Source organism: Nannocystis sp. RBIL2 (assembly GCF_026626745.1).
Lineage (GTDB): Bacteria > Myxococcota_A > Polyangia > Nannocystales > Nannocystaceae > Nannocystis.
Genome location: NZ_JAPNJW010000002.1, coordinates 1,372,520 through 1,396,959, shown reverse-complemented (window position 1 = coordinate 1,396,959; position 24,440 = coordinate 1,372,520). Strand labels below are relative to the sequence as shown.

Annotated in this window: 23 protein-coding genes; 13 read left to right on the top strand and 10 right to left on the bottom strand. The window is 73.0% G+C overall.

The window, feature by feature from the left end; genetic code table 11:
- Window positions 1-68: 68 nt before the first annotated feature.
- Complete coding sequence (locus tag OV090_RS30735) at window positions 69-2,780, top strand: pitrilysin family protein (protein ID WP_267708211.1); 2,712 nt, start codon at window positions 69-71, stop codon at window positions 2,778-2,780.
- Between the two features lie 68 nt (window positions 2,781-2,848).
- Here OV090_RS30735 and OV090_RS30730 read toward each other — a convergent pair whose 3' ends face one another.
- Together OV090_RS30730 and OV090_RS30725 are read right to left on the bottom strand one after the other, a co-directional pair.
- Window positions 2,849-3,274 carry a hypothetical protein gene (locus OV090_RS30730; protein ID WP_267708210.1) on the bottom strand — a complete coding sequence of 142 codons (426 nt, stop codon included), beginning with the start codon at window positions 3,272-3,274 and terminating at the stop codon, window positions 2,849-2,851.
- A 106-nt stretch (window positions 3,275-3,380) separates the two neighbouring features.
- The gene (locus OV090_RS30725) at window positions 3,381-3,596 is read right to left on the bottom strand and encodes a hypothetical protein (protein WP_267708209.1); all 216 of its coding nucleotides are present in this window, start codon (window positions 3,594-3,596) and stop codon (window positions 3,381-3,383) included.
- Window positions 3,597-3,651: 55 nt separating this feature from the next.
- Here OV090_RS30725 and OV090_RS30720 point away from each other — a divergent pair, with 55 nt between their 5' ends.
- The gene (locus OV090_RS30720; protein ID WP_267708208.1) at window positions 3,652-4,281 is read left to right on the top strand and encodes a hypothetical protein; all 630 of its coding nucleotides are present in this window, start codon (window positions 3,652-3,654) and stop codon (window positions 4,279-4,281) included.
- Between the two features lie 34 nt (window positions 4,282-4,315).
- Here the strand turns inward: OV090_RS30720 and OV090_RS30715 are convergent, their stop codons facing one another.
- The 4 genes from OV090_RS30715 to fabG form a co-directional block, all read right to left on the bottom strand.
- Window positions 4,316-4,543: a helix-turn-helix transcriptional regulator gene (locus tag OV090_RS30715; RefSeq protein WP_267708207.1), complete on the bottom strand. Its 228-nt coding sequence runs from the start codon at window positions 4,541-4,543 to the stop codon at window positions 4,316-4,318.
- Between the two features lie 2 nt (window positions 4,544-4,545).
- Complete coding sequence (locus OV090_RS30710) at window positions 4,546-4,998, bottom strand: hypothetical protein (RefSeq protein ID WP_267708206.1); 453 nt, start codon at window positions 4,996-4,998, stop codon at window positions 4,546-4,548.
- Window positions 4,999-5,336: 338 nt separating this feature from the next.
- Window positions 5,337-7,121 (bottom strand): hypothetical protein, encoded by a 1,785-nt coding sequence (locus OV090_RS30705; protein WP_267708205.1) that lies wholly within the window; start codon window positions 7,119-7,121, stop codon window positions 5,337-5,339.
- 181 nt (window positions 7,122-7,302) lie between these two features.
- Window positions 7,303-8,082: a 3-oxoacyl-ACP reductase FabG gene (gene fabG, locus OV090_RS30700; RefSeq protein ID WP_267708204.1), complete on the bottom strand. Its 780-nt coding sequence runs from the start codon at window positions 8,080-8,082 to the stop codon at window positions 7,303-7,305.
- A 168-nt stretch (window positions 8,083-8,250) separates the two neighbouring features.
- Between fabG and OV090_RS30695 the strand changes: the two genes are divergently transcribed.
- The 10 genes from OV090_RS30695 to OV090_RS30650 all read left to right on the top strand — a co-directional run bounded on the left by OV090_RS30695 (window position 8,251) and on the right by OV090_RS30650 (window position 18,737).
- Complete coding sequence (locus OV090_RS30695; protein ID WP_267708203.1) at window positions 8,251-8,538, top strand: phosphopantetheine-binding protein; 288 nt, start codon at window positions 8,251-8,253, stop codon at window positions 8,536-8,538.
- Between the two features lie 8 nt (window positions 8,539-8,546).
- Window positions 8,547-9,197 carry a hypothetical protein gene (locus OV090_RS30690; protein WP_267708202.1) on the top strand — a complete coding sequence of 217 codons (651 nt, stop codon included), beginning with the start codon at window positions 8,547-8,549 and terminating at the stop codon, window positions 9,195-9,197.
- Window positions 9,194-11,059, top strand: a complete 1,866-nt coding sequence (locus OV090_RS30685) for an AMP-binding protein (protein WP_267708201.1) — start codon at window positions 9,194-9,196, stop codon at window positions 11,057-11,059. Before OV090_RS30690 ends, OV090_RS30685 begins: the two co-directional genes overlap by 4 nt.
- 105 nt (window positions 11,060-11,164) lie before the next feature.
- Window positions 11,165-11,980, top strand: coding sequence for a glycosyltransferase family 2 protein (locus OV090_RS30680; protein ID WP_267708200.1), 816 nt, complete (start codon window positions 11,165-11,167; stop codon window positions 11,978-11,980).
- 33 nt (window positions 11,981-12,013) lie between these two features.
- On the top strand, window positions 12,014-13,000 hold the full coding sequence (locus OV090_RS30675) for a hypothetical protein (RefSeq protein WP_267708199.1): 987 nt from the start codon (window positions 12,014-12,016) through the stop codon (window positions 12,998-13,000).
- Window positions 12,997-14,526 carry an aromatic amino acid ammonia-lyase gene (locus OV090_RS30670; protein ID WP_267708198.1) on the top strand — a complete coding sequence of 510 codons (1,530 nt, stop codon included), beginning with the start codon at window positions 12,997-12,999 and terminating at the stop codon, window positions 14,524-14,526. Before OV090_RS30675 ends, OV090_RS30670 begins: the two co-directional genes overlap by 4 nt.
- Window positions 14,523-14,927: a thioesterase family protein gene (locus OV090_RS30665; protein WP_267708197.1), complete on the top strand. Its 405-nt coding sequence runs from the start codon at window positions 14,523-14,525 to the stop codon at window positions 14,925-14,927. The genes OV090_RS30670 and OV090_RS30665 overlap by 4 nt, the downstream gene beginning before the upstream one ends.
- Before the next feature lie 34 nt (window positions 14,928-14,961).
- The gene (locus OV090_RS30660; protein ID WP_267708196.1) at window positions 14,962-15,681 is read left to right on the top strand and encodes an outer membrane lipoprotein carrier protein LolA; all 720 of its coding nucleotides are present in this window, start codon (window positions 14,962-14,964) and stop codon (window positions 15,679-15,681) included.
- Window positions 15,682-15,714: 33 nt separating this feature from the next.
- A complete protein-coding gene (locus OV090_RS30655) occupies window positions 15,715-18,099 on the top strand; it encodes an MMPL family transporter (RefSeq protein WP_267708195.1) in 2,385 nt (794 codons plus the stop codon).
- Window positions 18,096-18,737 carry a DUF3261 domain-containing protein gene (locus OV090_RS30650; RefSeq protein ID WP_267708194.1) on the top strand — a complete coding sequence of 214 codons (642 nt, stop codon included), beginning with the start codon at window positions 18,096-18,098 and terminating at the stop codon, window positions 18,735-18,737. Before OV090_RS30655 ends, OV090_RS30650 begins: the two co-directional genes overlap by 4 nt.
- 109 nt (window positions 18,738-18,846) lie before the next feature.
- Here the strand turns inward: OV090_RS30650 and OV090_RS30645 are convergent, their stop codons facing one another.
- From OV090_RS30645 to OV090_RS30630, 4 genes are all read right to left on the bottom strand, one after another.
- The gene (locus OV090_RS30645) at window positions 18,847-19,206 is read right to left on the bottom strand and encodes a hypothetical protein (protein WP_267708193.1); all 360 of its coding nucleotides are present in this window, start codon (window positions 19,204-19,206) and stop codon (window positions 18,847-18,849) included.
- 398 nt (window positions 19,207-19,604) lie between these two features.
- Window positions 19,605-20,525, bottom strand: coding sequence for a hypothetical protein (locus OV090_RS30640; protein WP_267708192.1), 921 nt, complete (start codon window positions 20,523-20,525; stop codon window positions 19,605-19,607).
- Entirely contained in the window at window positions 20,522-20,818 is a 297-nt protein-coding gene (locus OV090_RS30635) for a tetratricopeptide repeat protein (RefSeq protein ID WP_267708191.1), read from the bottom strand. Before OV090_RS30635 ends, OV090_RS30640 begins: the two co-directional genes overlap by 4 nt.
- A gap of 24 nt (window positions 20,819-20,842) precedes the next feature.
- Window positions 20,843-21,403: a hypothetical protein gene (locus OV090_RS30630; protein ID WP_267708190.1), complete on the bottom strand. Its 561-nt coding sequence runs from the start codon at window positions 21,401-21,403 to the stop codon at window positions 20,843-20,845.
- 174 nt (window positions 21,404-21,577) lie between these two features.
- On the opposite strand from OV090_RS30630, the gene OV090_RS30625 reads away from it, so the two are divergent.
- Window positions 21,578-24,403, top strand: coding sequence for a VWA domain-containing protein (locus OV090_RS30625; protein ID WP_267708189.1), 2,826 nt, complete (start codon window positions 21,578-21,580; stop codon window positions 24,401-24,403).
- The last annotated feature ends 37 nt before the right edge of the window (window positions 24,404-24,440 follow it).

Below are 24,440 nucleotides of genomic sequence, written 5' to 3'. Positions count from 1 at the left end.
ATGCGCGGGGCGGCGACTCGCGGTATGAGGAGGCGCCGCGCGCGACCGGCGGGCGGCGAGCTTTTACCGTGCCCGATCTGCCCGTCTCGCCCCCTTCGCCCCGCGGCCTCGATCTCCCCGGCGCCGCCACTCAATTCGCGCCGCTCGTCGACGAGCGGCTGGCCAACGGCGCCCGCCTGCTGATCCTGCCGGGGCGACCGGCCGGGGCCGGGCCGGCGGCGGTGCAGCTGTGGGTCGGCTCGGGCACCGCGGCCGAGCGGGAGGACGAGCACGGCTGCGCCCACCTGCTCGAGCACATGCTCTTCAAGCCATGTGCTTTGGGACATGGCCCGAAGAGCAACCGCGCGCGCCTGGCGGCGGCCGGGGTGCGGCGGACGGAGGAGGCGTTCGATCTCGCGGGCGCGATCGAGGCGCTCGGCGGCGACATCAACGCGTTCACCAGCCACGACGAGACGGTGGTCCACGTGACGACGCCGGCGGCCCGCGCGGCCGAGGCGGCGGCGCTGGTGGCCACCGCGACGCTGTTCCCGACGCTCGACCCGGCCACTCTGGGGCAGGAGCGCGAGGTGGTGATCGAGGAGATCAAGCAGTACGACGACGACCCGGGCCAGCGGGTGACGCAGGCGGCGCTGTCGCGGGTGTACGGGGCGCACGCGTACGCGCGGCCGGTGCTCGGCCTGGCGGAAGAGGTCGCGGGGCACTCGGCGGCGCGGCTGCGCGGGTACCACCGACGAGCCTACGCCGGCGAGCGGCTGACTCTGGTGGCGGTCGGCGCGGTCGACGTGGCCGCGCTGCGCAAGGTGGCACGGGCGATCGTCGGCGCGCTGCCGGCGGCCAAGGGGCGCGCGTCGACGGGCGAGCCGGCGCCGAAGCCGGGGGTGACGCTGCGCCGCGCCGAGGTCCAGGAGACCTACGCGCTGCTGGCCTGGCCGGCGCCGGCGGCCGGCGCGGCCGAGGCGGCGGCGATCGACGCGGCGTCGGTGGTGCTCGGCAACGGCGAGTCGTCGCGCCTGGTCGCCGAGACACGTCGCAAAGAACAGGTCGTTTCGGACATCCAGGCCCACTGCGACACGCTGCGGCACGGCGGGACGGTGATGGTGTCGGCGCGCACGACCGCGAACCAGACGGCGGCGGCGGTGGCGGCGGTGGTGGCCCAGGTGCGGCGGCTGGCGGACGCGCCGGTGTCGGCCGAGGAGCTGGCGCGGGCCAAGGCGATCCTCGAGAGCGACCTGGTGTACCGGCGCGAGACGGTGCAGGGCCAGGCCCACGCGCTCGGGGCCTGCGCGACGCTGTTCGGCGACCTCGCCCGCGAGCGCGAGTACTACGCGGCCCTGGCGGCGCTGACGCCCGAGGCGGTCCGCTCGGCCTGCGCGCGCTGGCTCGACCCGGCGCGCGCGAGCGTCAGCCTCGAGCTGCCGCGCGCGGAGGTGGATGTCCAAACGGCCAGGTCGCTCAAGGCCGCGGTGGCCGAGGCGCTGAAGCCGGCGCCGACGCCGGGGCGCGCCGGGGTGAGGCCGCGCTGCGCCAGCGACGGGATCGAGACGGTGACGCTGGCGTGCGGCCTGCGCCTGCTGGCGCGGGTCGAGCCGGCGGTGCCGGTGGCGGCGGGCTGGCTGATCTGGCCGGGCGGGCTGCGGCGCGAGCCGGCGGCGCTGGCCGGCGCGAACTCGCTGATCGCGGCGCTGCTCACCCGCGGCAACGCCCGCACCGGCGGCGAGGCGCTGAGCCGGGCGATCGACGGGATGGCCGCGGGGCTCGACGGGTTCGCCGGCCGCAACAGCCTGGGCCTGCACTTCGAGTGCCTGAGCCGGCACTTCCCGGCGGTGCTCGGGCACGCGCTCGACTGCGCGACCACGCCGAAGTTCGCGGCCGACGAGCTCGAGGAGGAGCGGCGGGTGGCGCTGCAGGACCTGGCGGCCGAGGTCGACGATCCGGGCGCGGTGGCCAGCCGCGGGCTGAACGCGCTGCTGTACGGCGAGCACCCGTTCAGCCGCCCGGGCCGCGGTACGCCGGCCGGGCTGCGGGCGCTGACGCCGGCCAAGCTGCGCGGGGTGTGGCGCCGCGACTACCCGATCGGGCAGGCGGTGCTGGCCCTGGCCGGCGACATCGACGTGGCGGCGGCGGCAGCCCAGGTCGAGGCGGCGCTGCGCGAGGCTGGCCTCGGAGACAGGCTGTCTGAAGGGCCAGGTGCGCCGAAGAAGTTCGCGGCGCCGACCGGGCCGCGCGAGCGCGAGATCTTCCAGGACCGCGAGCAGGCCCACATCGCCCTCGGCTGGCCGGGCATCGCCGTCGGCGACGAGCGCGAGCCGACCCTCGACGTGCTCAGCGCGGTGCTCGGCGGCCAGACCGGGCGCCTGTTCACGGCGCTGCGCGAGGTCCAGGGGCTGGTGTACGAGGTGTCGATGAGCAGCGTGGAGGGCGTCGACGCCGGCCACGTGGCGATCCACGCGTCGACGAGCCAGGACAAGCTGCCGAAGGCGATGGCCGCGATCGCGGCGGAGGTCGAGCGCGCGGTGCGAGAGCCGCCGTCGGCGGCGGAGGTCGAGCGCGCCAAGGCGTGGCTGGTCGGTCAGTTCGAGCTCGGTCAGCAGCGCCGCAGCCGGATGGCGTCGCTGCTGGCGCTGTCCGAGGTCTACGGGCTGCCGCGCGCGCGGGCGTTCGCGTACCCGCAGCGAGTGGCGGCGGTGACCGCCGAGGGGGTGTGGGCGCTGGCGAGGACGCTGTTCCGCCCGCAGCGCGCGGCACGCTGCGTGGTCCGGGCGCGCCGGCGCAAGGGCTGAGCCGGGGGCTGTCCTGCGGGACAGGCGGCGAGTGACATGTCCTGGGGGACATGTCACTCGGGACAGGTTCATTCGTCGGGATCGACGTCGGGGTGGGCGACCGAGCGCGCGCCGGCGACCGTGAGGTACTCGTCGCGGTCGCGCAGGCGTTCGACCCGCAGGTCGCCGCCGACGTAGAACTCGGTCTCGAAGATGGCGAGCTCGCGGGCGACCAGGTCGCCGAGGACGACGGCGCACATCAGCCGGTCGGACACGCAGAGGTCGCCCCGCACCGTCAGGCTGCCGGTGACGACGATGGTGCCGATGTCGTCGGGGGCGGCGGCGAGCTGCAGCTGCGACCAGTGCTCGTCGTCCAGCCAGCCGTCGCCGTCGATCGTGACGTCGCCGTCGTAGACGGCGCAGGCGCAGCCGTAGCGGCCGCCCGAGGCGAGCCGGGCGAAGGTGCCGTGGCGGCGGTCGAGCTCGGCTTCGCTGATGACGACGGGCTGCAGCACGCGGCGAGTCTGGCACGCGGCGGGGGCGATGTCACGTGTGCGACATGGTGTCATGGACATGCTCGATGGAACATGCCTCTACGGTCATGTTCATTTGAGCCTGTCCTCAGGGCCAGTCGTCGAGGTCGAGGCCGCGGGCCAGCTCGGCGTCGTCGGCCAGCAGGTCGCGCAGGGTCGCCTCGCGCACGCCGAGGGCCCGGGCGCCGGCGCTCACGCTGCACTGGGCTGCCAGGACCGCCCGCACCTCGCGGCGGAAGGCGAGCGGGTCGGCGCGGCGGAGGGCCAGGAGCAGCGGCTCGCGGGGCTCGGCGGGCAAGGTCACGCGCAGGGACTGTAGCGCTTGTCGCGGCCGGGGCGGACGTGTTGAAGTGGCGTCGATGCCGGGGCGACGGATCGAGGCGTGGATGCTGCTGGGGCTGCTGCTGGGCGGGTGCGACCCCGCGAAGGAGAGGGAGCTGGCGGCAATGCGGGAGGAGCTGGCGGCGACTGCGGCGCTGGTCAAGGAGCAGGGGCAGCGGATCGAGTCGCTGACCGCCGAGCTGGCGAAGGCGCGGGCCGACCGGGTGCTGTGCGAGGTCAGCCGGTCTCCGCCGCTGGAGGCCGGCGGCGCCCCGCCGGCGCCGCCGACCGACGCAGCGCCCGAGGCCGCGCCCGCAGGCGAGGCGACGCTGACGCCGACGTGCGCCGACGGGACCTGCGTGGTGAAGCGCAGCGAGATCGATGCCCTCATGGCGGCGCCCGAACACATGGCCCGCCTGGTGCGCCTCATGCCGGTGACCGAGGACGGCAAGGCTGTCGGCTTCAAGCTGTTCGCGATCCGCTCCCAGTCGCCGCTGGCGCTGCTGGGTTTTAAAAATGGCGACCTGGTGCGCACCGTGGCCGGGCAAGAGGTGGGCGACATGGAGGCGTTGCTGCGCGCGTACTCGCAGCTGCGCACGCTCGACCGCTGGACGGTCGCGGGCACGCGCAAGGCCTCGCCGTTCGAGGTGACGATCGTGGTCCAGTGATGCGCCTGTCCGAAGGGACAGTTGCGCGGGACCCTCACTTCGCGTCGGGGTCGAACTGAAATACGGTCTCGAGCGGGACTGTGAAGACGAGGGCGATCCGGAAGGCGACCTCGAGCGACGGGGCGTACTTGCCGCCCTCGATCGCGTTGACGGTCTGGCGGCTGACGCCGATCCGCTCGGCCAGCTCCTGCTGCGTCATCTCGCCGTGCTCGAAGCGGAGCTGGCGGATCCGGTTCTTCACGCTGCCGCGTGCGGGCTCCACGGCTACATCCCGCGCCGGTAGTAGACGAGCTGCAGCGCGAGGCGGGCGAGCTCCGCCAGGTACAGCGACAGCAGCAACAGGTGCGCGACCCACACCGGCTCGACTGCGACGACGAGGGCGCCGATGGCCCCGATCACGCCGGTGGCGAGGATCCAGCCGGTGCGGCTCTCTGCGCGACCCTCGATCTCGCGGTCGCGCACGTCGGTCGGCTCGGGGCGGCCGACGAGCGCGGCGACGAGGTGGCCGCCCACGAGGATCGTCACCAGCAGAACGACGGCGACCACGAACACGCCGGCGAAGGCGGGCAGGATGGTGATTCCGCGGGCCAGCATCCAGCCGGCGACGACGAAATAGAGGCCCAGCGCGACGGCCACGCCGATCAGCTGGATCCAGACGCTCTTCTCCGCGAACGAGGTGCTCAGGCGCGCCTCCCCGGTGACAGCTCGGCTTGACATGATGTCAAAGATACGCGACACGACGGTCATGTCAAGCTAGCTTGACATGGCGGCGGAGAACGTGGCGGAACGCCTGGCCTGCAGGCGCTGGCGTCGATCGGGAGCGATGCGCGAGGACGCGCGGGCGCCGGAGCTTTGTGGCGAGGACCACACGGATCTGCTCCAGGTCGCGAGCGGGCCCAGCCGGGCCGGGTCGCACCGCGGGCGGGTCGTTCGCGCTGGGATGAGCTCCTGGACAATGGGACGCGCGCCGTGAGGCGCGACCGTCGGCCTCGCGTGTCTGCGAGGACATGTACGCGAGGACATGTTCGTGAGGACATGTCCTCGGAGCCAGCGGCTCAGGCGGCGGAGGCGACGCCGAGGCTGCGGGCGAGGGCGCGGGCGACCGCGAGGGGGCGGCCCTTGAACACGCGGACGTACGGGATGGCGCTGGCCCGGGCGGCGCGGGCGAGGATGCCGTCGATGTTGTGGGCCTGGAAGCCGGTGGCGATCAGCACGTAGTCGTAGCTGTGGCGCGAGATGCTCTCGCACTGGGCCTGGACCTTGCGGGCGTTGCCGTCGCACCAGGTGATGTCGAGGCCGAGCGACTCCTCGAGCTTCGACTTGAGGTCGGGGTCTTCGCGGTTGCTGACGAACAGGACCCGCTTGCCCTCGACCTTGGGCCGGACCTGGGCGACCAGGTGCGCGCCCGGATCGTCGACGTCTTCGGTCTCTTCCTCGAGGTCGCTGTCGCTGTCGGACGGCAGCACGCCGAGCTCTCCGCGCTTGATCACGTCCTGCAGGCCGGTGAGGCGGCGACGCATGCGGCGGTCCTCGAACAGGTCGGGGCGCAGGGCGTCGATGCGCGGGCGGATCGGCTGGACCAGCGAGGCGACCTCGGGCGTGTTGTGGGCGTCGAAGGCCCGGCCGAGGAAGGCGAGCAGGGCCTCGTCGTCGAAGCTGTCAGCGGCGACCAGGGCGTCGCGTTCGGCTCGCACCGTCGCTTGCTGCTGGCGCACCTGATCGGCCGAGGGCCCGGTCTTGGCGCGCTCGGGCGGCGGGATGAACTCGGGGTCGAGCCAGCGACGCAGCTGCGGCAGGCGCTCGCCGAGGCGCCCCGCGAGCCAGCGCAGGCGGCCCATGACGGCGCCCCAGGTCTCGGGGTCCTCGGCGGCGATGAAGCGACGGATGTCGCGCAGCGCCTGGGCGTGCTTGACGAGCGCGTCGAGCTGCTCGTTCGGCAGCTCCTCCGGCGGCGTGGTGAGGTGGCGCGGCGGCGGATCGGTGACGTTGCCGGCGATGGCTTCGACGGCGCGCTGGGCCTCGCGCAGGAGGGCGCGGGGCTGGCCCGGCGGGGCCTTGCGCGGGCGGTCGGCCCAGCCGTAGTCGTCGACCGGGACCTCGCTGGTCATCGCGCGCTCGCGATGGTTCTGCACGAACTCGTGCGCCTCGGCCCAGGTCTTCGGCGCGTGCAGCGTCTTGAGCCCGAGCTCGGTCACCACACATGCGGGCACCGCGTTCATCTGCAGCGCCTGCACCGAGCCGGGCCACAAGGTCTTGCTGAGGTTCGTCAGCTCGTGGGCGATCCGTCGCACCAGTACGGTGATCTTGTGCTCGCCCTGGAACTGCTCGTCGAAGCTGCGCGCGCGTGAGATCCACGCCAGCATGTAGACCTTCTGATAGCGCGGCGACATCAGCGCGAAGTCGGGTCGCATGTCCTGGATGTCCTTGAGGATCTCTTCCAGGGTCTCGCGCGCCTCGGCGACCGCAGCAGCGGGATAAGTCGGTAGCTGGATCCGGCCGACGATCGGGCTGCGCGGTAGCTCGGGTTCGGGCGGGGCGGGCGGTGCGGGCGGGGCGGGGATAACTTCGGCGGATACTGCGGCGCTGGGTGGCGCCGCCTGCGGACGGGCTGGCTCCTGGAGGCCGTCGCGGAAGCGATCGAAGAGCTGACGCGCGGCAGCTGACGGGAACATCTGCGTCAGCGCATCTTCGAGGGCGCTGTCGCGGTCGGGTCCGCGGCCGAGCCACCGCTCCGTGTCGCGCCAGATCAACACCTCGGTCCACTGATGGGTATACATCGCGTGGCGGTAGCCGCTGTCCGCGAGAAACTTGGGTAGCCAGCGCGCGCCGTCGTCGTGCATCGCCCGTTACGCTAGTCTTTTCGCGCTGCTGCTGCAACGAAGGGGCAAAATGCCGCGCGCGGCCCGAGGTCCGCGCGGGCAGGGTGAGGGCCTGCCGTGGCGGATGCTGTTCAGCGCCGCGCGCGCCGTCACGGACGCCGTTCGCCGCCCGTGAGGCCCGATCAGAACCGCGTGCAGCGGTTCAGGTGCCGACGACGGAGCCGCCGTCGACGCTCAAGATGGCGCCGTTGATGAAGCTCGACTTGTCGTCGGCCAGGAAGAGATAGGCGCGAGCGATGTCGTCGGGCTGTCCGGCGCGGCCGACCGGGGTGTGCTCGATCAGCGCGTTATAAACCTTCTCCGGGATGCTCTTGACCATGTCGGTGGCGATGAAGCCCGGGGCGACGGCGTTCGCCGTGATGCCGTAGCGGCCGAGCTCGCGCGCCCATACGCGCGTCATGCCGACGACGCCGGCCTTGGCGGCGACGTAGTTGGTCTGGCCGAAGTTGCCGTACAATGCGACCACCGAGCTGGTGCTGACGATTCGCCCGTACTTCTGGGCGATCATGGTCGGCACGACCGCCTGGGTGCAGTTGAACACGCCCTTGAGGCAGACATCGAGGACGAACTGGAACTGGTCGGCGCTCATCTGTCCGACCACCTGACCGTCCTTGACCTTGACCAACTGGCCGTCGCGGACGACGCCGGCGTTGTTGATGAGGACGTCGATCCGGCCGAACCGCTCGAGCACGGCGGCGACCCCGGCGACGCAGTCCTCGGGCTTGCTGACGTCGACCTTGCGGGCGATGGCGACGCCGCCGGCGGCGGTGATCGCGGACACGACCTCCTCGGCTGCCTGTTCGGCCAGGTCCCACACGGCCACGCCGTAGCCGGCCTCGGCGAACTTGAGAGCGGTGGCGCGGCCGATGCCGTTGCCGCCGCCGGTGACGATGGCGATCCGCGGTTGCTGGGTGCTTGTCATGCGGCGGCGAGCGTACCGAGGGCCGCCGAGGTCGCCTGCACCAAGAGCCAGGGGGAGATGTGAGCTTGCGCGGTGTCGGTGACCGCAGCGCGCAGCTCGGGCGTCCACGGAGGATGATGGGCGCCGCTTGTCGTCTCCAGGGCGATCCCCGTAGGATGCGCCGACCCCATGACAGATGCCGCCCCGCCCGACGCCCTGGTCCGCGAGATCAAGGAGCTCATCATCGAGGCCCTGATGCTGCAGGACATGACCCCCGAGGACATCGACCCAGAGGCGCCGCTGCTGGTCGAGGGGCTGGGCCTCGACTCGATCGACGTGCTCGAGCTGGCGATGGCCATCGGCAAGAAGTACGGCGTCAAGACCCGCGCCGACGACGCCCAGAACCGGCACATCTTCGCCAGCGTGACCAACCTGGCCCGCTTCGTCGCTGAACAGCGCGCGCCGGCGGCGAGCTGAGGCCCGACATGGCGGACCCGAACGGCGAGCCGCGGCGAGCCGCGGGGGTCCCGAGGTGGGTGCCCGCGGTGCTGCGGTCGATGGTGATCGGCGGCTACCCGCTGGTCGTGTACCTCGGCATGACGCGCTGGAGCCCGCGCACGTTGGCGCTGGTGCTGGCGGCGGCGCTGCTGCCGGGGCTGCTGCTGCGCCTGCGCGAGGCCCGGCGCGAGGACCTGTGGCCGGTGCTGCGGGTGCCGCTGTCGCTGTTCGGGCTGTTCGCGGTGGCGGCGCTGTCGGGCGAGCAGCGGCTGTTCATGGCCCTGCCGGTGCTGGTCAACCTGGGATTGTTGGCCAACTTCGCGGCCAGCCTGCGCGGGCCGGTGTCGCTGGTCGAACGGTTCGCGCGCCTGCAGGAGCCCGACCTGCCGCCCGGCGGGCCGGAGTACTGCCGGACGTGGACCCGGATCTGGTGCGGCTTCTTCGTCGCCAACGCGCTCGTCAGCGCCGGCCTGGCGCTGTGGGCCCCGGTGGCCTGGTGGACGCTCTACACCGGACTTTTGGCCTACCTGCTGATCGGGGTAATGTTCACCGTCGAGTACGTCGTCCGCAAGGCGACCTTCCGTCGCTTCGGCGACGCGCTGCCCGACCGCCTGCTCCGCCGACTGCTCCGCGCATGAAGTCGTTCGTCCCGCTCGTCCACACCGATCCCGTGGCGCCCGTCGCCGTCGGCGAGGCCGGCGCGCGCACGGCCGGCGAGCTCATGCGCGACGCGAGGGGCATCGCGGCGCGGCTGCCGGCGCCGGCGCCGGGCAGCGAGGTGCTGGTGGTGTGCGGCGACCGCTATCACCTGGCGGTGACGACCCTGGCGGCGTGGCTGCGCGGCCACGCGGTCGCGCTGCCGCCCAACGCCCAGCCGGCGGCCGTGCGCGAGCTGGCCGGGCGGCCGTCGGTGGTCGCGCTGCTGCACGACTCCGACCTGGCCGACGCGCAGGACGTCCGCGAGTGGCTCTCGGAACATGTTTCAGGGGACATGGCCGATCCGACATGGCCCGAAGCGCTGGCGGCCGATCGCCGGCTGGCGGTCGTGTACACCTCGGGCAGCACCGGCGACCACCAGCCGTGCGCCAAGACGGCCGCGCAGCTGCTCGGCGAGGCGCAGGCGCTGGCGGCCACGTTCGCCCTGCGGGCCGGGGAGGTGGCGCTGGCGACGGTGCCGCCGTACCACCTCTACGGGCTGCTGTTCGGGATCCTGGCGCCGCTGGCCGCGGGGGCGGCGTTCGCCCGCGAGACGCCGCTGCACGCCGAGACGGTGGCCCGGGCGGCGCGGCAGGTGGCGGCGACGGTGCTGGTCAGCACGCCGGCGCACCTGCGCGGCCTGACGGTGCTGACGCGCGGCGACCTGCCGCCGCTGTCGCGGGTGTTCTCGTCGGGCGCGCCGTTGCCACGGGCGACCGCCGACGAGCTGCTGACGAAGCTGGGCCTGCAGGTGACCGAGGTGTACGGCTCGTCGGAGACCGGCGGGATCGGCTGGCGGCGGCACGAGGATGTTTTAAGGGACATGTCCCCGGAGCCAGCCTGGACGCCGCTGCCGGGAGTGACTGTCGAGGTGGCGGCCGAGGGCCGGCTGCTGCTGCGCTCGCCGTTCTTGGCGCCGGACGCGCCGGTGCCGTACCCGTGCGAGGATCGCGTCGAGGTCGACGCGCGCGGCGGGTTCCACCTGCGCGGGCGGCTCGACGGGGTGGTGAAGATCGCCGGCAAGCGAGTGGCGGTGGCCGAGGTCGAGCAGCGGCTGCTGGCGCTGCCCGCGGTGGCCGACGCCGCGGTGGTGGCGGTCGAGTCGCCGGGCGCCCGCGGGCACGAGCTGGTGGCCGCCGTGGTCGCGCGCGAGGGCGGGCGCGACGCCGGCGAGCTGGTGGCCGAGCTGCGCCGGGCGCTGTTGCCGTGGTTCGACCAGGTGGTGGTGCCGCGGCGGATCAAGGTGGTGCCGGCGCTGCCGCGCGAGCCGAGCGGCAAGCTGACGCGGCGCAAGCTGCACGCGCTGCTCGGGCTCGCGGGCGAAGAGGAAGTCGCGGCGGGTGGCCCGAGGGACATGTCCGTAAGTTCGGCGACGGACGCACCGAGCGCGGGATCGGGGCTGAGTGGCTCACGGGACATGTCCGCGGGGACAGGTGGCCCGGGGGCGTCGGCGTTCGCGCTGCGCGGGCATACGCTGCGCGAAGAGGGCGGGTCGTCGGTGCACGAGGTCGAGGTGGGGGTGCCGGTCGACCTGGCGTTCTTCCGCGGGCACTTCGACGCCCTGCCGGTGCTGCCGGGGGTGGCGCAGCTGACCGCGCTGGTGGTGCCGCAGGTGGCGGCGCTGCGGCCGGAGCTGGGGCCGCTGCGGCGGGCGACGCGGCTGAAGTTCACCCGGCCGATCGCGCCGGGCGACGCGCTGGTGCTGCGGCTCGAGGTCCGCGGGACGAGCGTCCGCTTCTCCCTGGCGCGGGCCGGCGAGGTGGTCACGGCGGGGGCGCTCGAGTACGAGGCGCGCGGAGGCTGAGGCGGTGCGTATGGCCGAAGGCGCAGGTCGTTGCCAGATGTCCGGGAGGACAGAGCGGTCGCCGACGGTCGGCGGGCTGGGTGCGCCTCGCGCCGGGAGGCGGGCATGAGCGCGGACGGGGGCCAGGACGTGTCCCTGGGGACAGGCGAAGCCGGGGCCGCGGCGTTCCGGCCGTGCGCGCTGATCCCGACCTTCGACAATCCGCGGACGGTGCGGGACGTGGTGCTGCGGGTCAAGGCGCACCTGCCCGACGTGGTCGTCATCGACGACGGCTCGGGGCCGGAGGGCCGCGCCGCGGTCGAGGCGATCGGGGCGGAGGGGCTGGCGCACGTGCGGCGACGGCCGCACAACGGCGGCAAGGGGGCGGCGGTCAAGACCGGGTTCCAGTTCGCCCACGAGCTCGGCTACACCCACGCGCTGCAGGTCGACGCCGACGGGCAACATGACCTGGGGGACATCCCGCAATTCCTCGCCACCGCGCACGAGCGGCCGGACGCGCTGATCCTCGGGGCGCCGGTGTACGACGCGTCGGCGCCGAAGGGGCGGCTCATCGCCCGCAAGATCACGCTGTTCTGGACCAACTTCGAGGCCGGGCGCGGGGTCATCACCGACCCGATGTGCGGCTTCCGTGTGTACCCGCTGGTGCCCGCGCTGGCGCTCGGGCGCACCGGCGATCGCATGGACTTCGACATCGAGATCGCGGTCCGCCTGGTGTGGGCCGGGGTGCCGGTGATCAATCTGCCGACGAAGGTCCGTTACATCGGCCGCGACGAGGGCGGGGTGTCGCACTTCCGCGTGTTCGGCGACAACGTCAAGATCTCGTGGCTGCACACCCGGCTGTCGTTCCAGCGGGTGATGGTGCGCCCGTGGGTCAACCTCTACCGCCGCCTGCGCCGCCCGGCGCTGCCGGCCGGCCGCTGATCGGGCTGCGCGAGAGGACAGGTTCGATCGGCCATGGCGGAGCAGGCAGGTACGAAGGGACATGTCCTGGAGGACAACCAGAACGGGTCCGCGGGGGGCGGCGTTCCGGCCGTCGTCGCGGGCGAGGGCGACCGGGCGTGGATGACCCGGCCCGAGCGCGGGACGGTGCTCGGGATCAAGGCGACGCTGCTGTTCTGCCGGGTGTTCGGCCGCCGCGGGGCGGGGGTGCTGCTGGCGGTGATCACCTTCTACTACGCGCTGTTCGCCGGGGCGGCGCGGCGGGCCTCGCAGGACTACCTGCGGCGGATCGGCCAGCCGCACGGCTTTTGGGCCAGCTGGCGCCACATCTACACGTTCGCCCGCTGCGCCCTCGACCGCGTGTTCCTGGTCCGCGGCGAGACGTCGCGGTTCCGCATCACGCACACGGGCATCGAGCACCTGCGGGCGCTGCAGCAGCAGGGCAAGGGGGCGCTGCTGCTCGGGGCCCACCTCGGCTCGTTCGAGGCGATGCGGGCCAGCAGCGTCGACAAGCGGCTGCCGATCCACATCCTCGCGTACTGGCAGAACGCGAAGATGATCAACGACTTCTTGCGCACGGTGGGGGCCGACTTCGACGTGCGCGTGATCCCGATCGACCCGCGCGACACCAGCTACATCCTGGCCGCCAAGGAGGCGATCGAGCGCGGCGAGCTGGTGGCGGTGCTCGGCGACCGGGTCGGGGTCAACGAGAAGACCTGCACGGCCGAGTTCCTGGGCGCTCCGGCGCGCTTCCCGACCGGGCCCTACACCCTGGCGGCGCTGCTAAAGTGCCCGATCTATTTGACTTTCGGGCTCTACCACGGGCCTGACCGCTACGATCTTTATTGCGAGCCCTTCGCCGAACAATTAGAACTCCCCAGAGGCCGCCGCGAGGCCGCCACCGCCGCCCATGTCCAGCGCTACGCCGAACGCCTCGAGCACTACTGCCGCCTCGCGCCGCTCAACTGGTTCAACTTCTACGAGTTCTGGAGGGCAGAGTGAGTAGCGCGCGCGTCCTCATCGTGGGGCCCGGCGGGATCGGCCTCGACGACGTGGTTCAGCTGGCCGAAGGGACAGCTTTCCCGGCGCTCGACGACGCCCCGGAGTACCGGGTGCTGCTGGGCCGCGGCGCCGACCACCTGGCGCGCCGGCTGGCCGCGGGCGAGGTCGTCTACGGGGTCACGACCGGGTTCGGCGACTCGTGCGAGACGAGCGTGCCCGACGAGCACGTGGCGGCGATGCCGATCAACCTGATGCGCTTCCACGGCTGCGGCACCGGGCGGATCCTCGACGAGGTCGAGGCCGCCGCGGTGGTGGCGGTGCGGCTGGTGGCGCTGGCGCGCGGCTGGTCGGGGGTGCGCGTCGAGGTGCTCGAGCGCCTGTGCGATCTGCTGCGGCACCGTCTGCTGCCGCGGATCCCCGCCGAGGGCTCGGTCGGGGCCAGCGGCGATCTGACGCCGCTGTCGTACGTGGTGGCGGCGCTGGTCGGCGAGCGCGAGGTCTGGTTCAAGGGACAGGTCGCGCCCGCGGCCGAGGCGCTGCGCGAGGCCGGGATCCCGCCGCTGGTGCTGCAGCCCAAGGAGAGCCTGGCGCTGATGAACGGGACCAGCGTCATGGTCGGGCTCGGTTGCCTGGCGGTCGCGCGCGCGCAGCGGCTGGCGCGCCTGTGCGCGGCGCTGACGGCGATGGGCAGCGACGTGCTCGGCGGCAACCCCGCTCACTTCGACGACCGCATCTTCGCCGCCAAGCCGCACCCGGGCCAGAGAGCCGTGGCGGGGTGGATCCGCGAAGATATCGAGTTCCCGCGGCCGGCAGCCCCCGCTCGCATCCAGGACCGCTACTCGATCCGCTGCGCCCCGCACGTGATCGGGGTCCTCGTCGACGCGCTACCCTGGGTCCGGCAGTGGCTCGAGGTCGAAATCGTCGGCGCCAACGACAACCCGCTGGTCGACCCGGAGACCGGGGAGGTGCTGCACGGCGGCAACTTCTACGGCGGCCACGCCTGCTTCGCGCTCGACTCCCTGAAGACGGCGGTGGCCAACCTCGCCGACCTGGTCGATCGCCAGATCGCGCTGGTCTGCAACCCGGACACGAACGCAGGCCTGCCGGCCAACCTGGTCGGGCGCACGGGCCCCGATCGTGCGGCGCACCACGGCTTCAAGGCGATGCAGATCTCGGCCTCGGCGCTGGCGGCCGAGGCGTTGAAGCTGACGATGCCGGCCAGCGTCTTCAGCCGAAGCACCGAATGCCACAACCAGGACAAGGTGAGCATGGGCACGATCGCGGCGCGCGACTGCCTGCGGATCGTCGAGCTGACCGAGACGGTCGCCGCGATCGGGCTGCTCACCATGTGCCAGGCGGTCGACCTGCGCGCGGGGCACAACGTCCACGCGCGGGCGCGTACGCTGCACGCGGCGGTGCGCGGCGTCATCCCGATGGTCGACGCCGACCGCCGCCAGGACCGGGACATCGCCGCGGTGCTGACGCTGATGCGCGCGAACGCGTTGCCGATCGGAGCGCTGTCGTGAGCCGGCTGCACGAGGTCTCGGTCGAGTTCGAGGTCCCGTTCCACGACGTCGACATCCTCAACATCGTCTGGCACGGGCATTACTACAAGTACATGGAGTACGGCCGGACCGCGCTGCTGCGCTCGCGCGGGCTCGACGTCGAGGACATCCGCCGCGCGGGTTACGCCCTCCTGCTGGTCGACAGCCACTGCCGCTACACCTACCCGCTGCGTTACGCCGACCGCGCTCGCGTCGACGCGTGGTTCGTGGCGGTTGCGCCGCGGCTGGTCGTGGCCTATCGCATCCGCAACCTCAAGGACGACCGCTGCTCGGCTCGCGGGCAGACGATCCTCGTCACCACCGACCAGGAAGGTCGCCTCTTGCCGGAGACGCCCGATGCTCTGCTCCAGCGCCTGGTGTAGCTCGCCATCCTCGCCCGCCCCTTTCCGTAAGGGCATGTCCGTTTGGACAGGTCTTTTCGCGCATGTCCTCGCGGCCCTGGTCTTTTTGACCGGTCCGATCGGCCAGGCGAGCGCGGCCGAGCCGCTGCCGATCACCGTGGCCGCGCCGATGGTCGCCAGCATCACGCTCGACCAGCTGCTCGGGCAGTTCGCCGGGATGAGCGGGCTGCAGGCCAGCTTCCGCGAGGAGAAGCGGATGGCGCTGCTGGCGGCGCCGCTCGTCAACGAGGGCACCATCTACTTCGTGCCGAACGGCAAGAAGCCGCGCCTGGCCCGTCACACGGCCAAGCCGGCCCGCTCGGTGGTGGTGATCGACGGCAGCGCGCTCAAGCTGGCCGACGACGCCGGGCGCGAGGAGATCGCGCTCGACAAGAGCCCGGCGGTGCGGCTGTTCGTCGACTCGTTCGTCAAGATCTTCGCCGGCGACCGCGAGGCGCTGACGAGCATGTACACCATGGACCTGCAGGCCGAGGGCCAGCGCTGGACGCTGAAGCTGAAGCCGAAGCTGGCGCCGCTCGACAAGCTGATCGAGCGGGTCGAGATCGCGGGCGACGGGGTGGTGATCGCGACCATGCGCGTGGTCGAGGTCGGCGGCGACGAGGCCGTGACCACGTTCTCGGCCGTCGACGCCAAGCGCAAGTTCTCCGCCGAGGAGCTGGGCTCGCTGTTCAGCCTGCCGCCGAAGCCGGCCGCGGCCCCGCCGGCCGCTCGCTGAGCGCGGCGCGGCCCTCCGCTGGTCACCTGTTCCATGGAACCTGCCCGATCAGACAGGCCGAACGCGTGGCGGGCAGGCCTCGGCGCGGCGCTCGTGGCCGGGCTGGTGGCGTTCTGCGTGCTGCGCCTGCAGGTGGTCACCGACATCACCGCGTTCATGGCCGACGTCGCCGACCCCAAGCTGGCGGCGCTGTCGCGCGGGATGGCCAGCTCGGAGCTGACGCGCACTCTGGTGCTGTCGGTCTCGGACGAGCGCGGCGAGCCGGACGTCGCCATCGCCGGGGCGCAGGCGCTGGCCGACCGCCTGCAGGACCGACCCGAGGTGGCGTGGCTGCGCACCGGGCCGGGTGAGCTGCACGCCGAGGCGATCCACAACCTCTACTACCCGCGGCGATTCTTCCTCCTGGCCGACGAGACAGCTGGCCTTCAGGACAGGTTGTCCGACGACGGCCTGCGCGCGGCGGCCCGCGAGCTGCGGCGCCAGCTCGGCCTGCCGACGTCGGGGGTGATCAAGCAGATCGCGCCGGCCGACCCGCTGCTCGCCTATCCGGCCCAGCTGCGCCGGCTCGAGGCGGCCCAGGGCGGCGGGGTCGCGCTGCGCGACGGGCACTTCGTGGCCGAGGAGCAGCACGCGCTGGTGATGCTGGCGACCCGCAGCTCGCCGTTTGACGCCACCGACCAGGCGCCGCTCCAGGCCGCGATCGAGGCGGCGTTCGACGAGGTCGACGCCCAGTCGGGCGGGCGCCTGGTGCTCGAGCAGTCGGGCGTGGCTCGCTTCGCCCTGGCGGCCGAGACCAGCATGCGCGAGGACATCGGCCGGATCTCGACCGTCTCGCTGGTCGGCATCGTCGCGCTGTTCCTGCTGATGTTCCGCTCGCCGCGGCTGGTGCTGCTGTCGCTGGCGCCGCTGGTGGCCGGCGTGGCGGCGGCCCTGGCGGCCTGCCTGGCGCTGTTCGGCGCGGTCCACGGGCTGACTCTGGCGTTCGGGGCGACGCTGATCGGCGTGTGCATCGATTACTCGGTGCACCTGTTCAACCACCACATGCTCGACCCGCGCGGCGGCCCGCGCCAGAGCGCGCGGCAGATCTGGCCGGGCCTGCTGCTCGGGGCGTTGACCACCGTGGCGGGCTTCGCCGGGCTGGCGTGGACCAGCTTCCCGGGGCTGCGCGAGGTGGCGCTGTTCGCCTCGATCGGGGTGCTGGTGGCGGCCCTGGCCACGCGCTACTGGCTACCTGACCTTTTGCCCATGGCCCCAAAGCCAGGTTGGTTGCAGCGGCGGGCCGCGGCCGGGCTGGCGCGGGTGGTCGCGGGGATGCGACGCCGGCGCTCGGCGGTGGCGGTGCTGCCGGCGGTGGCGCTGGGCCTGTGCGTGGTCGGCCTGCCGCGCATCGAGTGGTCGGACGACGTGCGGCTGCTGACTGCGCTCGACCCGGAGATGTTGGCCGAGGACGAGCGGGTGCGGGCGCGGGTGTCGCGGATGGACGGCGGGCGCTTCGTGGTCGCGTTCGGGGCCGACGAGGAGGAGGCGCTGGCCGGCAACGACGCGGCGGCGGTGCGCCTGCGCGCGGCCCAGGCGGCCGGCGAGATCGAGGCGTTCCGCAGCCTGCACGCGCTGGTGTGGTCGGCGGCGCTGCAGAAGGACAACCAGGCGGCGCTGGCCGACCCGAGCCTGCCGGCCCGGCTCGACGCGGCGTTCGTGGCCGAGGGCTTCCGCGCCGGCTCGTTCGCCAAGTTCTTCGCGGACATGTCCCATGGGCCAGACGTGATGCGGCCGGCCGACCTGGCCGCGACGCCGCTGGCCGAGGCGGCGCGGACGTTCCGGGCCGAGCTGGACGGCGGTGAGGTGGCCGTGGTGACGCTGCTGCGCGGGGTCTCCGACGCGACGGCGCTGCAGGCCCGCCTGGCCGAGCTGCCGCAGGTGCGCTACTTCGACCAACAGGGCATGATGCAGGCGGCGTTCGGCCGCTACCGCGCGCGCACGCTCGAGCTGGTGGTGTTCGGCCTGTTCGCGGTGCTGGCGATGGTGTGGGTCCGCTACCGCCGGTTCGGGCTGGCGCTGGCGGCGTTCGCCCCGGCCGTGCTGGCGGCCGCGACTGCGCTGTCGCTGGTGGCGCTGTCGGGGGTGACGATCGGCATTCTGCACGTGGTCGCGCTGCTGCTGGTGCTGAGCATGGGTGTCGATTACGGGGTGTTCCTGGCCGAGAGCCGGCGCGACCCGAGCGGATTCGACGCGACGGTGCTGAGCGTGCTGCTGGCGTGTCTGTCGACGGTGCTGGCGTTCGGGCTGCTGGCGATGTCGCAGAGCCCGGCGCTGCAGGCGATCGGGGTGACCGTGGGGCTCGGGGTGCTGCTCAGCCTGGTGCTGGCCCCGGCGGCCCTGGTGCTGGCCGGCGCGGGCGAAGAGAAGGAGCGCGGATGAACCGGGGAGCATGGTCGATAGGTCCCGTCGTCGCGGCCATGCTCCTGGGGGCATGTGCGAAGGGACAGGAGGCCGAGTCGACGCCGCCGCAGCTGGCGGAGGCCGACTACCCGGGGGCGCTGGCGACGACGCTGACGGGGCCGGATTTCATGGCGCGCCAGCGGCTGCGCGGGACGGCCCGCGGGCGCGAGATCGGCGGCGAGGTGGTGCTGCAGAAGCAGGGCGACGCGCTGACGCTGATCGGGCTGACGCCGTTTTCGACCAAGGCGTTCGTGGCCAAGCAGCAGGGCGCGGAGGTGAAGGTCGACGTGTTCGCGCCCGAGGGCAAGCTGCCGTTCCCGCCCCGCTTCATGCTGCTCGACGTCCACCGGGTGCAGTTCCTCGGGCTGCCGGGGGCGCCGCTGGCCGACGGGACCCACCGCGGCGAGGTCGGCGAGGAGCGGGTGACGGAGGTGTGGCAGGGCGGGGCGCTGCTCGAGCGCCGCTTCGAGCGCAAGGACGGCAAGCCGGGCGGGGAGATCGTCGTCACCTACGAGGGCGGGATGAAGGACGGGGCGCTGCCGTCGCGGCTGAGGCTCGTCAACGGGTGGTTCGGCTACGAGATCGCGGTCGAGACGCTGCAGTGGCAGCCGCTGTGAGCGCGTAGAAACGGCCATGTCGTGAAGGACATGGCCGAAGAGTCATGAGGCCTGCCGGTGGGCGCGCGTCGCCGGGGGGAGCGGCGACGCGCGGCGACTGGCCGGGGCTTCAGCGGGTCTCGAGCTTGAAGCCGGTGAGGCAGCGCTCGCCGCCGTTGCCGGCCTTGTAGGTCGGAGTGACCTCGACCTGCTTCTTGGCGCGCAGGGCCTCGAACAGCAGGTTGATCGAGTTGGCGCTGAGCTCGCGGCCGGGGCACAGCGAGCCGCCCCACTTGTAGTCGCGCTTTTGGCCGGTCTTCTCCTTGATGGAGACCGAGCCGTTGAACATGGCGTGGTTGTCGCTGCTGCTCTCGTAGAGGGTGACTGCTTCGACGTTGCCGGCCGTGCCGTTGGAGTCGGCGAAGGCGGCGGCGGGGAGCATCAACGCCGTCAGGGCGGCGAGCAGGGACAGACGAGGACGTTGCGACATGTGTGATTCTCCTGGGGGGTCGGCCCGTGGTGGGCACTCGGACTGCGGGCGCCAGGGTCCTATTTGCGTCCCCGACCTGCAACACCAAGTGAGCTCTCGATCTGGGCGAGATCGCGGGACGAGGGCGCGTGAGCGCCCCCTGCGGGCAATCGGCGACAGGATCGGCCTGGAGACAGAGATGTCTCTCGGGACATGTCGCGCCCGCGCGCCGGGACACGTGACCGCCGGAGCGGAGAGTGTCTCTCGGGACAGGTCGGTCGCGTGCAGGGCTCGGGAGACCGCCCGGGGACGCGAGTGTCTCTCGGGACATGTCGTTCGCGCGCGGCGGACAGCCGACCGGCCCGGAGACAAAAATGTCTCTCAGGACATGTCGAATGCGACAGGTCCCGAAGGGCAGCTCAGCCGCGCGCGCGCAGGGCGGCGCGGATCTTGGCGAGGGTGTCGTCGAGGCGCGAGGCGGGCACGCTGACGCGCGTCGGCATGCCGCCGCCGAGGCCGAGCAGGGCGACGAAGTCGAGGCCGCTGGCGAAGCTGGCGGCGATGTTCAGGGTCTGGCCGTCGACGACGACCGCCACGGGGGCGCGCTCCTGGCCGAGCAGCAGCAGCTCGGTCTTGTCGAACGCGCGCGGATTACCGGGCACGCGCACGAGGGCGACGCCGTCCTCGACGACGTAGGCGCGGGCCAGCGCGGCGGCCTCGGCGGCCATGGCGTCGAAGTCGGCCGCGGCGGTGGCGATCGCCTCCTGCTCGGCGCCGCGCGGGCGGCCGGCGACCAGCCAGCGGACGATCTTGTTGAGGAGGACGGTGTCCTCGTAGTGGGCCCGCAGCGCCTTGTCGACGAGGGCGCCAATCGGGCCGACCTCGCCGATCCGGGTGTCGACGGCGCGGGCGTCGGCGTCGGCGCCGGGGTAGGGCTCGACGCCTCGGAGCAGCCACTTGGCGGCCGAATAGAGGCCGTCGAGATCGAAGTGGGCGACGATGGTGTCGACAGGACCTGTCTCTTCGACCATCTGCGGCGTGATGATCTCGGGACAGGCGCCGTGCTCGGCCTTGGTGTGGAGCACGAAGCGCGAGTCGCCGCGGAACTGGGCGTGGCGCTCGTGATCGTGGTGGTCGACCCACCGGGCCAGGCGCGCGCCGAGGCCGGTGAGGAACTTGCCCGTGATCTTCTCGAAGCCGCTGCCGATGCCTTCGGCCGCGAAGGCGACGTCGAGCACGACCACGCGGCCGCGCAGGTTCGCGGGCTTGGGTAGCCGTCGCGGACTGGCGAACACCAGGTCGATCGCGGCGGCGTCGGAGAGCCTGGACGTGGCGCTCACCCTTCCAGCGCGGCCCGGGCGGATTCGAGCTCGCCGAGCGCGTGCGCGTCGCCGGCCGCGCGCGCGGCCTGGACGCCCTGATCGAGGACCTGCAGGGCGCCGTCGCGGTCGCCGGCCTCGACCAGGGTGTTGCCGGCCATCAAGTAGGCGGGCACGTATTCGGGGATCTTGGCGATGAGCTCGCGGAACTCGACGATCGCCTCGGCGAGCTGCCCGCGGCGCTTCAGCTCCATGGCCAGGCCGTAGCGCGGGAACGCTTCACCTGGCTTTTGGGCCACGAACTGTCGGAGCATCGCCAGGCGATCCACGGCGGGACCTCAGGAAGCGGCCTGCTGCTGGCGCATGCGCGGCTTGTAGGTCTGCTTGTGCTTCTCGATGTACTCGCTGGCGGCCGCGTCCTCGACGCCGAGCGCCTTGAGGACCTCGGGGGTCTGGTCGAACACCGGGGTGTCCTGCAGGTGGCCGACGAGCAGCAGGTAGCTGGCGACGTGGGCCGGCGGGTACTTCTTGAGCAGCTCGGCGACGCCCTCGCGCAGCTTCTCGGGCGGGTTGGTGACGCAGAAATCTTCGTCGGTCTCGCCCATGGTGTGCTTCACGCCGAGGAAGTCGAGGTAGTCGACCAGCATCTGGCGGTGGTGGCGCATGAGCCACTCGAGCAGGAGCGCGAGCGCGAGGTTGTCGTTGCCGCCGGTCAGCTCGGTGTCGAAGCGGCGGCGCCACGCGCGGCGGCGGGCGGCCTGTGTGTACGCGGTCGGGGGGACGTTGACGCTGCAGCCGCCGGCCTTGAGCACCTCGCGGACTTCCTTGCCGGAGAGCTCGTCGTAGTACGCGTCGATGTGGCCTTGGCCCAGGTGTTGACAGATCTCGATCGGCTTCACAGCGGTTCCCTTGGGTGGGCGGCACCCTAACCGCCCTGCCGCTTCCGCGCAACCCGGCCGCGCCGGGAACGCCGTCCGGCAGCAGGCCGGCTTTTGCCGGGCGGCCCGGGGCGCTATGGTTGCCGGACCCTCGCCGATGCGATCCTCCCCCGGCCCGCGCGCCCCGGTGCGCCCTTGACCCGCGCTCCGTCCTCCGGGGCTCGCCCGTGGGCCTTCCTGTGGCTCGCGCTCGGCCTCGCCGCCGCGGCGGCGCTGCATCGCTTCGGCCCCGACGTTCCTGTCCTTTTGTTCACCCTGCCCGAGTGGCTGGCGGCGAGGCTGTCCGAGGCCGGCGACCGCACTCTGGTGCTGGCGCGGCCGAGCGTGCTGTGGCTCATGCCGGTCGCGCTGCTGCCGTTCCTCGTGGCGGTCGCGCGCCGCTCGCTGGTCGACCTGCCGGCCTGGCAGGTCGCGCTGCAGCTCGGCGCGCGCGTGCTGTTGCTGCTGGCGCTGGCGCTGGCGCTGGCGGCCCCGAGCCTGGAGGCGCCGCGGCGCGGCAAGACGGTGGTGGTGGCGGTCGACGTGTCGGCCAGCGTCGACGACGGCCAGCTCGCGGCGTTCACTGCGGTGGCCCGCGACGTGATCCGGCTGGTGAAGGGCGAGACCGGCGACCGCGACGACCGCACGCGGCTGCGCCTGGTGACCTACGCGGACCGGGCGCAGGCGGTGCCGCTGTCCGAAGAGACAGGTGATGTCGAACTGTCCCGAGAGCCAGGTGGTGGGCTGGCCAGCGACCACGCGGGAGCGCTGCGATTGGCTGAGGCGCTGCTCGACCCCGATACCGAGGGCCGGGTGGTGCTGGTCAGCGACGGCGCGGCCAGCGTGGCGGAGCGCACCGACCTGATCGCGGCGGCCGAGGGGCTGCGCCGCCGCGGGGTCGCGGTGCACACCCGCACTGCCGCGCCGGCGGCCCGCGGCGACGTGCTGGTCGCGGGCGTGCACCTGCCGAGCGAGCTGCGGGTCGGCCAGACGTTCGACGCGGCGATCGACGTGTGGGCCAGCGGGCCGCACACGCTCAAGCTGTACGTCGAGAAGGACGGGGTGCCGAACCCGCTGTCGCCGAGCGTCGACGTGACGCTGCGCGGCGGGCCGCAGCAGATCAAGGTGCCGGTCCGCGCCAACGCGCCGGGGCCGATCGTGATCGCGGCCCGACTCGACGCGGCAGAGCTCGACGCGGCCGACAACCGCAGCCTCGACAACGACCGCGCGGCGACCGTCGGCGAGGTCCGCGGGCGCCCGCGCGTGCTGCTGGTCGGCGAGGGCGATCCGTCGGGGGCGCTGGCGCGGGCGCTGCGGGCCGACCACCTGCAAGTCGACGCGGAGGCGGCGTCGGCGATCCCGGCGGCGGCCGAGGGGCTGCAGCCGTACGACCTGGTGATCTTGTCGGACGTGCCGTCGCGCCACGTGTCGGGGGCGCAGCAGCAGGCGATCGCGAAGTGGGTCCAGGACGGCGGCGGCTTCGTGATGATCGGGGGCGAGAGCGCGTTCGGGGTCGGCGGCTGGGGCGGCAGCGTGCTCGAGGACGTGCTGCCGGTCCGCTTCGAGGGCGAGCGCCAGCGCGAGCAGCCGACGCTGGCGCTGGTGCTGGTGATCGACAAGAGCGGGTCGATGTCGAGCGAGGACCGCCTCGACCTGGTCAAAGAGGCAGCTCGCTCGACGGCCAGCACGCTCGACCCGGGCGACGAGATCGGGGTGATCGCGTTCGACTCGCGGCCGGTCACTCTGGTGCGCCTGCAGCCGGCGGCCAATCGCATCCGCATCGCCGGCGACATCCGTCGGCTCAGCGCGGGCGGCGGGACGAACGCGCTGCCGGCCCTGCGCGAGGCGTACATGCAGCTCGCCGGCAGCAAGGCGCTGGTGAAGCACGTGATCCTGCTGTCCGACGGGCAGTCGCCGGAGGCCGGGGTGTCGGCGCTCATCACCGACATGCGCGACGCCGACATCACTGTGTCGGCGGTCGGCGTCGGCGCGGGCGCGGGCAAGGACTTCCTCGCCCGCGTGGCCGAGCGCGGCCGCGGTCGCTACTACTTCAGCCAGGACGGCACCGACGTGCCGCGGATCTTCTCTCGCGAGACCCGCGAGGTGACGCGCAACGCGGTGGTCGAGCGCGACCTGTTCGCGCGCGTGGCCAAGAGCGCGCAGGTGCTGCGCGGGATCGACTTCGATCGCGCGCCCGGGCTCGGCGGAGTGATCCCGCTGAAGACCAAGCCGCTGGCCGAGCTGCTGCTGCGCACGCACGTCGGCGATCCGCTGCTGGTCCGCGGCCGCCGCGGGCTCGGGCGCACGGCCGCGTTCGCGTCGGACGCGAAGCCGCGCTGGGCGCATCGCTGGATCGGCTGGGACGGGTTCCCCAAGTTCTGGTCGCAGGTGGCCCGCGATCTGATGCGCCAGGGCGCCGCGTCGCTCGGCGGGGCGTCGCTGCGGATCACGCCCGGCGCCGACGAGGGCAGCTTCCGCGCGGTCGTCGATGTCGACGCGAGCACCGGCTTCGTCAGCGACCTGCGCGGCGAGCTGCAGGTGATCGATCCGTCGCTGCCCGCCGGCGCCGAGGGCCACACGACGACGCTGGCCGCACAGCTGACGGCGCCGGGCCGCTACGAGGCGACCGTGCTCGGGGTGCGCGCGGGCCAGCGACTGATCAAGGCGCAGATGTTCGACGACGGCCAGACGCCGCCGCGCCTGGTGGCCGAGGCGACCGGGCAGGCGAGCGTGCCGTACCCGAGCGAGCTGGCCCCCGATCAGCTCGGCGCCGACCCGGCGTGGCTGGCCACGCTGGCGCCGGAGGGCTCGCACGCGGGGCCGATCGACGCGGTGGTGACGACCCCGGGCGCGCCGCAGGGGACGCGCCAGCGCGCGGTCTGGCCCGAGGTGCTGTGGGCGCTGGCGCTGCCGCTGCTGATCCTCGACCTCCTGCTGCGACGCGTGGCGTTCGGCCGGGCGCGTCGCGGCGAGATCGGGTGAGCGGGCGGGCGCGCCGCGGGTGGGAATGAAGGGGCAT